Source organism: Clostridium sp. BSD9I1 (genome assembly GCF_900185645.1).
GTDB lineage: Bacteria > Bacillota > Clostridia > Clostridiales > Clostridiaceae > Clostridium_AK.
In genome coordinates, this window is sequence record NZ_FYAM01000023.1 from 316,518 (window position 1) to 330,296 (window position 13,779).

The window sequence follows — 13,779 nt, forward strand, 5'->3', positions numbered from 1 at the left end:
ATATGGAGGTTATACCTTGTTGTACGAGCTCTTAATATAACTAGGACTAATCTGATTAATTGAGTTGATAGATACACTGAATTTGGCGAGGTTGACTTAGAACATATAAGAGGCAAGGGAGTTACAGGACAATTTGTTTTACCAACAAAAATCGAAGGTTTATCTATCAATGAAGAAAATATTGGATATAGGTACTTCATTTAGAAATAAAGTACCTAATGAACACAGAATTCTTTATTTCTTAAAATCTACATAGAAAATCAGTAAAGAAGAGGATAAACACATAATTTAAGAATCCTTTGATTAATATTTATGATTAGATTCATTTGAATCTAAGATGTGTTCAATGCTCCTAATAGTTCTAACAATTTCATTAAACTTAGATTGAATAGCCTCCATATTTATAAGGATTACTTGAGCACTATTCTCAGAAAATGCTATTTCTTCATTTTTATTAGCATTTTCAATTGAAGTAGGTAAGGGAGCTTTTCTAGTTTCCCCATTTATTAGCTCAGCTATAGAATTAATAGACTTAATGACTTCGTTTAACTTTGATTGTAATGAACCCATTATTTTGAGTAAAGTAGCTGCATCATTAGGCGAAATTTCTATGTTTATATCTTCATTAAGTAATATTTTGTTCAGTTGGAATTTTTCAATATAAGGTATCTTTTTATTCTTATGGATTATAATAAGACTTTCTTTTTTATCTTGAGAAGGGATATCTGAATTGATAATATTAACTTCTTCCTCATATGATATGTTTTCATGGTTTAACGATAAACTATTCAAAACTTCAAGCCAGCCATATGCGGCTTGCCATTCTGTTTTTAATAATTCCCAAGTGAGTTGATGAAAATGTTTAAGAGTTGCTTTTTTGCAGAGGTTATTGTCTTCAAGAAATTTTTTTATATAATCAGGATCTTTGCTTAGTTTTATTAAGCCGTTTACTATATAAGTAAAGATAATTTCGTCAGTTTTAGTATATTTCAATTCAAAACTCCTACAAAATTGCTTATAATATTATTATGTATATTTAATGATACAGCAATTTATGACAAACCACGAAACAAGTACAAGCCAATAGGTTTATGTTCTGTTTCGTTATAGCGAAACAGAACATAAACCTATTGGCTTGTACTATTTATTTAATCGAAGCAGAATATAAACCTATTGGCATGTACAATTCATCAAGTATTTAAGTTAATCGGCAATGTTATAATAATTATAAATTAACGCATAAATTTTACCTAGCTAAATACCAGCTAGGTAAGTTCAGGAGCTTTAAATATTATTTTCATTAACTTTATGCTTCCATTTTCACATTCAATGTTTACTTCATCAATAAAATTTAAAACAAATTCTCTAACTATATTGCAGTTTGTTATAATCTGCTCATTAGATATAGTTTTATCATCAGCATCTTCGATGTCAAAATTATCAAATAAAGAATTAGTGTAGGTAACTATAAATTTATTAAATGATAATTTATCCATTTGCTTTATATTGAGATATTTTTGTAATTCTGATGATGTCTTTTCATATGCTTCTAATTGCTTTAAAATATTTATTCTTTGAGTTTTCAGAGCTTTAGCTATTAAACTAGTGCTGTCATTCTTTAGTTTACAATCTATTTTATTTAATAACAAGTTGTATTGTTTTATTTTAGTATCTAACAATTTTGCAAAAATAGTGTACTGTTTATTTTTTATTTTGAATTTTTTACAGTAAATTTTCCAAAACTTGTCGCAATCGTCAATTTTAATTATCTTTTTTATTTCTTGGGCAAAGTAGTAATGTACCTTCCTTGCTGGTAGACTAAGATTGCATTCTTTAGTGTTTGATGAACTACATTTATAAATATTTGATTTATTTTTACCGGGGTTCTTTGTTTTCATAGTAGAATTACATTTTGAACACTTAAGTTTACCTTTTAAAATAAATGGTGTTGAATAATAATATGGATCTTTACTTGCACTTCGATTAATCCTTTTATTTAAGCAGAAGTCCCAAGTATCCTTATCAACAATAGCTACATTTTTGATTAAATCAGATTGAACAATATCTATAGTATCATACTTTTTAAATTTTTGTCTTCTTCCCCCTCGACGATTCCAAGTAATCATACCTGTATAAGTTTGATTATTAAGTATTACTTCTATTTTTGATTTAGTCCATTTGATATAACTATGCTTTTCATTCATTATACTTGCAATTTTTCTATAACCATATCCAAGCTTATTCAGGTTAAATACTTCATTAACTAATGAGCTTTCTAAATTAGATTTTTCAAGGGTTGTGTGTTTTCGGTTTTTACATCCATTTTCATTTACAGGCTTAGAATTATATCCAAAAGGTGTGCGCCCTCCTGCCCAAAGCCCTTTTTTTATACAAGTTCTATTGGCATCCTTTATTCTAGTAGATAATAGACCTGACTCATATTCGGCGAAAGAACTGAGAATCACACTAAGAAAATGGCTAAGATCATCATTTTCATTATTAATATTCTCACCTGCTCTAGTATAATGTATATCTATACCGCATCTCTTTAGGAAGATTTCTAAGGTAATTTGCTCTTCAGTAACACGAGTTAACCTATCCCTAGAATATACAATGAGATGATTAAACTTTTTCAATTCAGCCAACTTTAACAGTTTTCTAAACTCAGGTCTGTTAAAAAAGTTTTCGGTAAAGTCTTCTGTATTCACATCGTTTTCAGAGATTTTAGATGCAGGTGCATTTTCTTTAAAAATATATTCTTCTAAATCCCAATCCATTTCTTTAGCATATTCATTAGCTAAATCTAATTGATTTTGCATAGAGTGTCCATCTTTTTTTTGCTCTTCGGTTGATACTCGGATGTATGCTGCTGCAACTTCTTTCTTTTTATTTTTATTATTATTTATATTCGATAACTGGATTTCTTCCATATAAGATCACCTTTTCAATATTATTTAATAGATAGTTTCTTGTTAAATCATTTTTACTTAACATCACATAAATTAAAGCATTTTTACTTGCTTTATTAAATTCAGAAAATGATAAATTCTTCATATTTTCATAGTAGATTATATTTGATTTTAAAAATTTGATATCATCTTTTATACTATCTTGATGGTTAACATTTTCCTCAAGTGCATTAATAATGAACTTATCATTGCTTTTGTTTAAATATGTCTTAACGAGATTTTCTTGTTTTCTAGTAAATTGAATAAGTTTGTTATTTTTAGAAACTATGCTTCTTTTCAATTCTTGAATTTTCAAATCTAATTCAGTGCTAAAGTTTTCATTAGATATCAAGCTTTCAAGTATATTATTGAGTACTTCATAACTTACATCGTACTCATTTAATCGAGTACAGTGGGTTGTTTTGCAAGAATAAATTTTTTTCGATAAAGTTACTTTATTGCCACACTTACCACAGTATAATAAGTCTTTGAGTAAATAGTTAGTATTTCTTGCACGTGTTCCAAATGGATCGTGATAATGATACCATTTGTTTGCTGCGGCAAAAAAGGTTTTATCATCTACAATTGTAGCAACATTATAAGCTGGCTGAAAAAAATCCTCATCTATATGACTAAAGCTACCATCAGCATTTTTCTCAAAGCTATCTTTAAATTTATGATGTATGTTTTTAGTTTGAAGAGATGCATATATTGGATTACATATTATGCTGCGAATTTTTTCTTTATTAAAATCTAAGGGAATATTAATATTGTTTTTTTTCAGGAAGTTATATATGTCAGTATCAGTAATCAAGTCTTTATTAGATATATAGCATGTGAATAACATATCAATAAAATCCTTTAAGCTATCGTTCGCATCATAGTAAGTGATATAACGAGAAATTTTCTTATTAAGACGGTTACTTGTAACAAATCCATAAGCTGCTTTACTAGCAGAATGTTCTTGCTCTTGTCGTTGTTTTTTCTTTCCACTTTCTGTTCTTTCTTTTATAGTTTTAGATTCTAATTCTGCCACAGCTGACATTATATTACCTATAAAATCAGAATTAGGAGTACCATCTGAGTTATATTCACTTTCACTAGAGTAAAGAATTTTTACACCAAGATTTTTTAATAGTCTTTTAATTTTCATTGCATCAAGAGTATTTCTAGCAAGACGATCACTTCTAAAAACAATCAAAGTTTTAAAGTAGCCTGCTTTAGCATCCTCGATAAGCTCCATAAATTTTTCTCTTTCCATATAAGGAATCTCTGTCACTGATATTTTTTCAGAATAATAGTTATAAATCAAAAGATTATTCTTTAAAGCAGTTTCTTCACCCTTAGACTCTTGCGTTTCAACAGAAGTATTTTTATCACTTTTGGTTGATGATCTAGCATAGATAGCAGCATAATTTTCTGGATTACTAATCATAGCTACTATCACCTTCTTCCGAATCTTTTTTAAAGTCATTGACATATGGATCTCCTAGAATATAATTATTTTCTAGTATGAGATGTATTATATATTTTACAAATTTATTCCTTTGTTCTTCATCATTTTTGTATTCTACAGTTATTTTTATATCATTAGTATTCATATTTCACCTCTTAGTTAGAATAATGTTAGAATTAATAAAAACAAGTTAATGCTGCACATAATTAGTTAGTAATAAATTAGATTCATTAATCTTGACTGATAATTTTATTCCATGTCTTAAATAATAAAAGCTAAATATATCAGGATAAACTCCAAGCTTTTTCTTTATAGATGTGATAGTAAATAATGTTTTATTTGTATAAAGAGATTTTTCAAAAGGGGGGATGTATTTCCCGCTTTTATAATCTACTAACTCTAGTTGATTACCTGGTAGGAAGTGGAGTTTGTCTATTTTAGCATATTTAAATTCAGAACCTTCATTGTCGCTTAAAAATTTATTAAGTAATACAATATCGGAACCTTTATCTAAAGGATTTAAGGAATATAGTTTTAAGGCATAAGTGGCATAAGATTTAAATAGTGATTCCTCGCTGATAGATTGGTAACCTTCAGACAACCAATTATCTTTTAGAATACCCATTAGACTTTCAAAGGGTACCGAAGTATCAGGATAATATTTATTTATATTGTAGAAAGTTTGATGAATCGATATATCAAAAGACAAATATTTGTTCATCTTCATTTATAGCTACACCACCTTTGCATTAATAGGATGTGTAGAAACCTATAAAATATTCATGTATATGAATAATCATGTTAGTGAAAATAAAAAACACCTAAATCTATAATTATTTAGATTTAGGTGCCTCTATTAATTTATTAAATATTTGGATTTGATTGACTAAAGAGCTAGTTATTAAGGTCATTTTGTCTTCATCGTCGGATATTGTTGAGAAGCTTTTTATAAAAGCATTTATTACAATTTCTAATTTTGATCTCATTTTGTTGAAGCTTTCCATATTATCTATGTCTAAACCTTCGGTAGGATATGGTTTAGAGAATATGTGTAATTCTGAAAGTGGTATGTCTAATTCTTGTATAATATTATTTAATAGATTTAATTGAAAGAAGTCTGTTTTAGCGTTTTCAATATTACTAAGTAATCCTGTTGAAATATCGAGTTTATCAGTAAGTTCAGAAATGGTATAACCCTTTTGTTTTCTATAATTTCTTATGGTTTCACCTAATTGATGTTGCATTATAACACCTCCATTTATTTAGGATTATGAACAAGAAAGACCTCACTTAATCATTATGAGAAAAAAATACTAATTTTGGATTGCTTTATACTAATAGTTAGGAGTATTTATTAAACCATATTTTCATGAAAAACATAATATACCAAAATGTAAAAACATGTTTGAAAAGCATTTTATAAAAGGTATAGCTTAATGGTAAATATTAATATATAAATGAGTGAAGGAAGTGATAAAATTAATAAGTGTATTTTAGTAGTTATAAAAAGTTGTAAGGAATTAGAATGTAAAAAGCTGGATAAAACTTTAAGAGATATAGAATACTTAACCTGTAAAGCTAGTAATAAAGCTATGCAGATGTGTATATGTGGGAATATCAAAGATAGAGTACAAAAATAAGTATGGAGAATATCCTAAAGAATAAGAGCATTTTGGAAAGATTTATAGGAATGTCGTTGAAGGTGAAATGAAATCGATAATGAATGGTATAAATACTTCAAATGTTGGACAGACAAATGCGTTTGCTATGAAAAAATGGAATACTGACAAAAGAGATATTTTAAATTATAGAAAGTCTGTAGCAAGTTTTAAATTTGATATGCCTATTTATTTAAAGAATACTAGTTGTAAAGTATATCAAGGCAATAGTGTCTATGAAATAGATTGTGCTATATTTAATAAATCCCAAGACCTAAAACATTTAGCATTCACAATAGATAAGCTTGATGGAAACAAAAAGGTTGCACTAAACAAAATTATATCCGGTATTTGTAAACTAGGAGTTATGCAGATAATCAAAAATAAAAAAAATAAATGGTGCGTGTTTATAAGCTTTGGATTTAAAGTAGAAAAGAAAGAACTTAATCACAATAGAACTGTTGGCGTTAATGTTGGTATAACTAATAACCTTACAATGCAGATTTGGGATGATGATCTAAAAGAATGGGATAGAATAGCTTGGAAAAATTGTGTCTTAGATGGCGAAAAACTTATTCATTATAGACAAAAAATTTAAGCTAGAAGAATAGCACTTCTTAAAAATGGTAAATTAGCACAAGAAAACAATAGTAAAGCTGGCCATGGAAGAACTAAACGAATAGAATCAATTAACTATATGAGTGAAAAGGTTAAAAACTTTAGATATACATTGAATCGTAAGTACTCTAAGTATGTAATAGATTTTGCAATAAAAAATAATTGTGGATGCATCAGATGTAGGATTTGAGTAGATATATTGAAGGAGTTAATGAAACTTTATTAAAAAATTGGAGCTACTATGATTTACAACAAAAAATTAAATATGAAGCTGAGGAAAATGGAATTGAAGTAAATTTTATTAATCCTTATTGTACTTCATTTAGATGCAGTCTTTATGGAAATATAGATAAAGAAAATAGAGACTGTAAAAATAACCAAGCAAAATTTGAATGCATTATATGTGGGCATAAAGAAAATGCAGATATAAACGCAGCTAGAAATATTTCTTTACCCAATATAGAGGATATAATAAAGGAACAATTTAAAGTAGTAAATGGCAACTTAGTGTCCTATAATCGAGTAGTACCAGTAATTCTTACTAAGTTAGTATGGCAATTCTCGGTAAGCCTCAGCTTGGTTGGGAAACTTTATACAGATGCTGACGATAGCAAGGCGTATGGAAACAATTCTAATGTTAAGTTTGGTTTAAACACTATGGTTGGTACTTAACATAAGTATTGCTTAAGCCCCCAGTCCATGCTATCTAGTTAGCAATAGGATTAGTTAGTACTTGACATGTGTCTTATATGATATAAAGTTTATTTAAGATTGACCCACTTTTTATTGCATTCCCCCTAAAGTCTACAATACATTGATTGTATGCATAAGGCAGTAAATTATACAAAGGATTAAATGGATCTATGAAGTAAGGATATGAACTAAAAATTAAAAAATCCATATGGAACAATGGTAAGCATTTATCACTTGAGTTAACAAACATCGTAGTATGTGTTAAAATATAATAATATAGGAAGAATTATGATAAATTATAGCTTAATAGATGAGTAATCGACTTTTAGGGAAATTTTTATTGTTAGTAGGTGGGGGAAGATAATGTACATAGAAGAGTTACAAATAAAGAACTTTAAAGGTATAAGTAAATTAAATATTAAGTGTAATGAATTTTTTAATGTAGTTATAGGCCGAAACAACATTGGTAAATCAACTATATTTGAAGGTATGCTACTATGGAAAAAATGCTATGATAAGTGCATCAAAAAAAATTACAAGGGCTTTTATAATGATACTACAAATAAATATGTTATATTTAATGAACTTAAGTTTTTAAGAATTACGGAAGATTTGGATTTATATAATTCATCAGAGGATAGAGAAATATTATTAGAGGTTGTTTTAAAAGAAGGAGATAATAAATTTAACTTAGGATTTAAATTTGAAAGAATAACAAATCCAAGCAATGCATATTTTAGAATACATTATAGCAATTATAATCAGTTTGAAATGTTCTATGAGTATATTTCAAATCTAGGTAAGAAATTAAACGAAGCAATTTTTATTTATCAAACAAAACCAATTTCAAATATTTATATCGACGAGCCTTTTATGACTAAGGGACAAATATTAACAAAGATATCTAAAGGAAAGAGTCATGAAGTTCTTAGAAATAAAATAATTAATAATAGGGCTGATGATAAGATTAAGAGTCTTGAAGATAAAATAAAGAATGTCATCGAACAGGACTTCTCATTTGAATTTAAAAATAAAAATAGGAAAAATTCTGATGAATACATAGAGCTAAAAGTAAAAACCAATGAAAAAGAGCTTGATTTGCATTTACAAGGGAGTGGGTTCTTGCAAATAACAGAGATATTTTCTTCTATTGAATATATAGATTCTGCATTAAATATACTTCTTGTAGATGAGCCAGATTCACATATTCACTCTAGACTACAAAAGAATCTACTTGCTGAGTTGAAAAATAATAGTAATACTCAAACTTTTATTATATCACATAATGAAAGCTTTGTTGATAGCCTTAGTGAAGGTGAATTATTTTTTCTTAATGAAGATAATAAGAAAAAAGGATTTTTAGAGAATATTAATATTGAAAACTTTGATTTAATAAAGAAGGAGTTAGGTGGAACTATTTCGGCTTTAGAAAATATAAATTTTTGTAAGACTATAGTATTTGTGGAAGGTGAAGACGATAAGGATTATGTAGAAGCCTTAGCAGATATGTATATGAGAGTGAAAGGAAAATCTAAAAGAGATAATGTGCAATTTTTTCATCTAAGGGGAAAAGATTATGTGGAAAAGAAAATAGATTTTAATAAAAGATTATTATCTCAGATATTTGATTCTAAGAAATTTATCTTAATATATGATAAGGACTTTTGTACTCTAGAGCAAGTAGAAATACAAAAGGAAAATTTGAAACGTAAGTTAGGAAATGATTCTAAGGTTTTGTTTCATGATGGATACTGTATAGAATCGACATTATTTAGTGATTTAGAAAAGCTTTCCCTATTGCTCAATAAAATATCAATGAAGGATATAAGTAGTATTAGGAGTTTTGTTGGGAATTATTTTAATAATTTAGTGAAACATTGTGCTAATGTCAGTAGTGAGGTTTGTGTTTCTTTAGAGAAGAGTTTTAATGGCCAAAAGAAAGATTCAAGACCAGAACTTAAAGATATAACTATTAATCATTTTGTTAGGGAAATCAACTGTGATATTAATAATGTCAAATATATAATGAACAAAAACTTAATAAAAGAATTTATTGTTAAGTTTGAAGGAAATTTTGATTGCAAGATTATTTCTAACGAGGAGGATTCAAGCGCTGAGTTTTACTCCAGTGAATTATTTAATAAATATATTGCTTGTGTAAATAGAGAAGAAGAAATTTTTGAATGCCATAAAATATTACTAAATGAGGTTTATAATATAAGTTAGTAGATTAAATGAAAAAGTTTGCTAATAATGTGCAGGAGCAACCCTGCTTTTCAAATGCTTAAAATTAATAAAATAAGAATTTTATAGTTATAACATAAACTAATATTATGATTCCACTTATATAATTAAACAAGAGAGTAATAGGTACTAAATATCTAGGTAAATTAACATTTATAAAGCCTTGAAAATAGTCACAAAAGGTGTTTGATGCTCTTAAAGATGGCGACGATGTTCAGGATGTTTATCACAATGCTGAATTCCCAGATGAGTTTGAAGGACAGTAGTAATATCAAGGATTTTCAGAGTTGAATGATTTTAAAGTATGATGATATACGTCTTTTTAATCGTTTTGTGATGAAATATAACACTTCTAAATGTATGTATAAAATTACTACATTTGGAGGTGTTTTTATTATGGAATTAAACGATATTTTAAACGAATTTATATTTGACTGCCAAGTAAAAAATTATAGCAAAAGGACAGTAAAAAGTTATAGAAATAATAATGCTTTATTCTTTAATTTTCTTTGTAAAGAATTTCAAATTACACAATTAGACGAGGTTAAGCCTATTCATATCAAAAGTTACTTAAAATTTTTAATGCAAAAGGGATTAAAGCCTACTTATGCAAATGGTATCTTAAAAAATATAAGAGCTTTTTTTAGATATTCTATACAAGAAGAATATATAGAAGAGAATCCATGTTTAAAAGTAGGTTGGCAAAAATAAGGTAAAGTAATAATTAATACATTTAATGATAATGAGATATTAGGATTATTGAATGCTTATAAATTTACTACTTATTTAGATGCTAGAAATAAAATGTTAATACCCCTTTTGGTTGATACAGGAGCAAGAAATAATGAAACTTGTACCCTTTTAAAAGGAGATATAAGATACAAAGTTATTTTACTTAGAGGAAAAGGTAATAGACAAAGACAAGTTGCAATAAGTCCGCTATTAAAGAAATACATGATTAGATACGAAAGAATAAGAGAGTTTTATTTTAAAGATAAGGCAATTAAAGTTGATGATTACTTTTTATCTAAAACAGGAAAAGCATTAACTCCAGAAACAGTAGAAAGAGTAATAACAGAAGCAGGTAAAAGGGCAGAAGTCAGAGATGAAATAAGATGTTCTCCGCACACAATAAGACATTGGCATGCACAAGAACAGCTTAGAAACGGATTGGACGTGTATTCATTATCTCGCCTACTAGGGCATGAGAATATTAGCATAACTAGGAGATATTTACAATCCATAAAAGATGAGGATATAATAGATCTTAGTGTAAAAACAAGTCCCTTGATGAATATGAAAGGATATAGAAAATAATAGCTGGGGAAATTTCTTGTACATAAAATAATTTATATCAAATGTACATTTTTGAAGAATATTAAGGAGAGGGAAAGTAATTATGAATAAAAAACTAAATTTAAAATGGGTTGCAGATACAATAGGGGACGAATATAAATTATGGAAACATGGAGATATAGTTAAAATACAAGCACAAACGGGAACGGGAAAAACTTTTTTTATTAAAAATACTCTTATTCCATATTTAAAAAGCTATGAAAGATTAATTTATGTATGCAATAGAACAAATTTAAAAAGACAATTAAAAAAAGATTTATTGTTTCAATTTGGTGAGGAAATACCATATTTAAAAAATAAAAATAATGAATATGAATTAGATGATGAAGGAAATAGAATATTAGACATTAATGCTATAGATAGTATAACGACTATAAATAATATAACAATAACAAGCTATCATTCAATTCAAAGTAATATGTTAGATGCTGAATATAATATAGATAAAAAATATCAAATTGGAAGCTATGATTATATTGTATTAGATGAGTGTCATTATATATTTGCAGATGGAGCTTTTAATAATAAGTGTAGATTAGCATTTGAGGCACTTATAAAGAATATTAGTTTTAGTAGTACCACAATATTTATTAGTGCAACTATGGAGGAAATAGATGAACCAATATCTATTAGTATTAATAAATATTGGAGTAGTAGAAAACCTAGAATATGGAATTATACGACTGGTATAGATTATAGCTATGTTAATACCAAATATTTTAAGAATTTAAAGGATTTAATTTTAGTTATAAAAAACGACAAAACTAATGATAAATGGCTGATATTTGTATCTAATTTAAATGATGCTGAAGCAATAATAGAGGCAGTTGGAAAAGAACTATGCACTATCATTAAGGCAGGAGATAAGAATGATGAAGTGAAAAATATAGTTAATAATAGTAAATTTAACGCCAAAATATTAATAACAACAAAGGCCATGGATAATGGAATTAATATAAATGATGACAAAGTTACTAATATAGTTATTATGGCATGGGATAAAATAACCTTTATTCAAATGCTAGGAAGAAAAAGAATTGATATTAATAATGCGCAAGAAATTAATTTATATATAAATACAAGATATAAAAAAAGCTTTGAAAAGAAACTTGAACTTTACAATAAGAAGAAACAAGAGGTTATATTGTTTAGTGAAGAAAACAATTTGTTTAATAGAAAATATGATAATAATTTAGATTCTATTGGAAAGCTAAATGATTTGTTTTATAGAAACAAAGAAAATGGTCAATGGAGCATAAATAAGGTTGGTGATTTAAGATTAGATATAGATAAATGTTTTGCGGAAGAAATGGTTAAAAAATTTAAAAAGGATTGCAACTTTGCGTTTATAAAAGAACAATTGAAGTGGTTAAATTTGAAACATACATTTGATGAAAGTAACTTATTAGAAGATGTAATTTTGCAAGACGATATTGAAACATTGGAAAACTACTTAAATACTATGTTAGATAAAAGATTATATTGTGAAGAACAGCAAAAGTTATCTGATTTAATTATCAAAGAATTACTTACAATATCTAAAGATGTTGATTATAGAACTAAAAAATTAAAGCGTTCTACAATACAAAGTATATTAACAAAACAATTAAATTTACCTTATGTAGTTAGTGAAACTAAAAGGGAAGATAGAATAGTTGATGGAAAAAGAATTAGAAAAAACTATATTATTGTAAGCAAAATGATTTGATATATTACACCCATGTTTTACTGTAAAATTATAATTATTAATTATTAATTATTAAGTAAAAGTTGGGTGTGAATATATATTGTGATAAGTTAAGCAAAAAGGAACATAATACACGAGAAATTCACAAGGATTTTGAGTGCGGTAAAGCCCCTCTGGGGCGTTGGCTTTAGCCATTAACGAAGGGGCAAGATGTGTATACAAAATAGATAGGTAATGGAATCAAGTAAAAACAATATTCATGAACAGTTAGTACAAAATTTACTATCACAGCTAATTAACTGCCGAACAAAGTTTTAAAATTATTAAAATAAATATGGTATAATATAACTGTAATAAAATCATGGGAGATGACATTATAAATTGAATAGTAAGATATTAATGAGTATTATTTTGTTAGGATTTATAATTATAGGGCTTATAAAAATTATATGTAAAATTCATAAATACATTCAAGATTATAATTTTGTTAATGAATATGCTTTAAAGCTTAGTAACACATTAAAAGGTAATATAAAGGATGGAGAGTATACTTACATATTGAATAATATAACAAAACTTTCCGATACAATGGGCGATTACGGAAATTTTAGCTATAAGCCGCCTTTTGCTAATTACATATATAATAATTATAGTATTATAGATATAATTTTAAATTATAATGGAGGCATAACAAACGAGGAGTTAAATTTAGCATTGAAAGCAACACTAATATACTTAGGTGAGTGTAATAATAAAATTGAAAGATCAAAAGACAAGTTAAAAAATCCTTTAATATTATTCGCAGAGGGATTCAGATTTGTATTTAACATACCGTTATTTATGCTTAACAGTTTAGGAATAATATCTGCTAATATGTATCATAAAATAAAGCATAATGTGGTTTATTACTTTATTCAGAATATGATTAGCTTAATAGGCTTTATTTCATCTGTAATAGGTATGATTCAAGAAAAAGAAGTTTTGATGAATATTTATAATAGTATTATTCAAGGAATAGTATCTATATTTTAATAGGTGCTATCTATTTTTTTATAAAAGGTAAAAGGAAGTTAAAATATGAAGTTTAAATGTAAAGATTGCAAAATTATTACAATAACT

General features: G+C 26.8%; 14 protein-coding genes and 1 pseudogene. 9 read left to right on the forward strand and 6 right to left on the reverse strand.

The window, feature by feature from the left end; translation table 11 throughout:
- Nucleotides 1–303: 303 nt before the first annotated feature.
- The 6 genes from BSD9I1_RS08935 to BSD9I1_RS08960 form a co-directional block, all read right to left on the reverse strand.
- A complete protein-coding gene (locus tag BSD9I1_RS08935) occupies nt 304–993 on the reverse strand; it encodes a hypothetical protein (RefSeq protein ID WP_186430049.1) in 690 nt (229 codons plus the stop codon).
- A 272-nt stretch (nt 994–1,265) separates the two neighbouring features.
- The gene (locus BSD9I1_RS08940; protein WP_186430050.1) at nt 1,266–2,930 is read right to left on the reverse strand and encodes a recombinase family protein; all 1,665 of its coding nucleotides are present in this window, start codon (nt 2,928–2,930) and stop codon (nt 1,266–1,268) included.
- Nucleotides 2,899–4,383: a recombinase family protein gene (locus tag BSD9I1_RS08945; RefSeq protein ID WP_186430051.1), complete on the reverse strand. Its 1,485-nt coding sequence runs from the start codon at nt 4,381–4,383 to the stop codon at nt 2,899–2,901. Before BSD9I1_RS08945 ends, BSD9I1_RS08940 begins: the two co-directional genes overlap by 32 nt.
- Entirely contained in the window at nt 4,376–4,549 is a 174-nt protein-coding gene (locus BSD9I1_RS08950; RefSeq protein ID WP_186430052.1) for a hypothetical protein, read from the reverse strand. Before BSD9I1_RS08950 ends, BSD9I1_RS08945 begins: the two co-directional genes overlap by 8 nt.
- A 45-nt stretch (nt 4,550–4,594) precedes the next feature.
- Nucleotides 4,595–5,131 carry a hypothetical protein gene (locus BSD9I1_RS08955; protein ID WP_186430053.1) on the reverse strand — a complete coding sequence of 179 codons (537 nt, stop codon included), beginning with the start codon at nt 5,129–5,131 and terminating at the stop codon, nt 4,595–4,597.
- 106 nt (nt 5,132–5,237) lie between these two features.
- Nucleotides 5,238–5,648, reverse strand: a complete 411-nt coding sequence (locus BSD9I1_RS08960) for a helix-turn-helix domain-containing protein (protein ID WP_186430054.1) — start codon at nt 5,646–5,648, stop codon at nt 5,238–5,240.
- 213 nt (nt 5,649–5,861) lie between these two features.
- Between BSD9I1_RS08960 and BSD9I1_RS08965 the strand changes: the two genes are divergently transcribed.
- The 9 genes and pseudogenes from BSD9I1_RS08965 to BSD9I1_RS08995 all read left to right on the forward strand — a co-directional run bounded on the left by BSD9I1_RS08965 (nt 5,862) and on the right by BSD9I1_RS08995 (nt 13,692).
- A complete protein-coding gene (locus tag BSD9I1_RS08965) occupies nt 5,862–6,044 on the forward strand; it encodes a hypothetical protein (RefSeq protein ID WP_186430055.1) in 183 nt (60 codons plus the stop codon).
- 67 nt (nt 6,045–6,111) lie between these two features.
- On the forward strand, nt 6,112–6,660 hold the full coding sequence (locus BSD9I1_RS08970) for a hypothetical protein (RefSeq protein WP_186430056.1): 549 nt from the start codon (nt 6,112–6,114) through the stop codon (nt 6,658–6,660).
- Between the two features lie 206 nt (nt 6,661–6,866).
- The gene (locus BSD9I1_RS08975; protein ID WP_186430057.1) at nt 6,867–7,352 is read left to right on the forward strand and encodes a zinc ribbon domain-containing protein; all 486 of its coding nucleotides are present in this window, start codon (nt 6,867–6,869) and stop codon (nt 7,350–7,352) included.
- A gap of 384 nt (nt 7,353–7,736) precedes the next feature.
- Nucleotides 7,737–9,599 carry an ATP-dependent endonuclease gene (locus BSD9I1_RS08980; protein ID WP_186430058.1) on the forward strand — a complete coding sequence of 621 codons (1,863 nt, stop codon included), beginning with the start codon at nt 7,737–7,739 and terminating at the stop codon, nt 9,597–9,599.
- Nucleotides 9,600–9,793: 194 nt separating this feature from the next.
- Nucleotides 9,794–9,883: pseudogene (locus BSD9I1_RS18890) on the forward strand (YebC/PmpR family DNA-binding transcriptional regulator); the annotation flags it as partial.
- Between the two features lie 130 nt (nt 9,884–10,013).
- Nucleotides 10,014–10,328 carry a phage integrase SAM-like domain-containing protein gene (locus BSD9I1_RS18895; protein WP_242966450.1) on the forward strand — a complete coding sequence of 105 codons (315 nt, stop codon included), beginning with the start codon at nt 10,014–10,016 and terminating at the stop codon, nt 10,326–10,328.
- A 36-nt stretch (nt 10,329–10,364) separates the two neighbouring features.
- Nucleotides 10,365–10,934 carry a site-specific integrase gene (locus BSD9I1_RS18900; protein ID WP_278281259.1) on the forward strand — a complete coding sequence of 190 codons (570 nt, stop codon included), beginning with the start codon at nt 10,365–10,367 and terminating at the stop codon, nt 10,932–10,934.
- Between the two features lie 82 nt (nt 10,935–11,016).
- Complete coding sequence (locus tag BSD9I1_RS08990; protein ID WP_186430059.1) at nt 11,017–12,681, forward strand: DEAD/DEAH box helicase family protein; 1,665 nt, start codon at nt 11,017–11,019, stop codon at nt 12,679–12,681.
- A 360-nt stretch (nt 12,682–13,041) separates the two neighbouring features.
- The gene (locus tag BSD9I1_RS08995; protein WP_186430060.1) at nt 13,042–13,692 is read left to right on the forward strand and encodes a hypothetical protein; all 651 of its coding nucleotides are present in this window, start codon (nt 13,042–13,044) and stop codon (nt 13,690–13,692) included.
- Nucleotides 13,693–13,779 lie beyond the last annotated feature (87 nt).

Bases quoted from the DNA above. Each gene is read 5' to 3' on its own strand.
- BSD9I1_RS08970 (WP_186430056.1), top strand. From the start codon at position 6,112: ATGAAATCGATAATGAATGGTATAAATACTTCAAATGTTGGACAGACA.
- BSD9I1_RS08990 (WP_186430059.1), top strand. From the start codon at position 11,017: ATGAATAAAAAACTAAATTTAAAATGGGTTGCAGATACAATAGGGGAC.
- BSD9I1_RS08980 (WP_186430058.1), top strand. From the start codon at position 7,737: ATGTACATAGAAGAGTTACAAATAAAGAACTTTAAAGGTATAAGTAAA.
- BSD9I1_RS08960 (WP_186430054.1), bottom strand. From the start codon at position 5,648: ATGCAACATCAATTAGGTGAAACCATAAGAAATTATAGAAAACAAAAG.
- BSD9I1_RS08940 (WP_186430050.1), bottom strand. From the start codon at position 2,930: ATGGAAGAAATCCAGTTATCGAATATAAATAATAATAAAAATAAAAAG.
- BSD9I1_RS18895 (WP_242966450.1), top strand. From the start codon at position 10,014: ATGGAATTAAACGATATTTTAAACGAATTTATATTTGACTGCCAAGTA.
- BSD9I1_RS08965 (WP_186430055.1), top strand. From the start codon at position 5,862: ATGAGTGAAGGAAGTGATAAAATTAATAAGTGTATTTTAGTAGTTATA.
- BSD9I1_RS08945 (WP_186430051.1), bottom strand. From the start codon at position 4,383: ATGATTAGTAATCCAGAAAATTATGCTGCTATCTATGCTAGATCATCA.
- BSD9I1_RS08950 (WP_186430052.1), bottom strand. From the start codon at position 4,549: ATGAATACTAATGATATAAAAATAACTGTAGAATACAAAAATGATGAA.
- BSD9I1_RS08955 (WP_186430053.1), bottom strand. From the start codon at position 5,131: ATGAAGATGAACAAATATTTGTCTTTTGATATATCGATTCATCAAACT.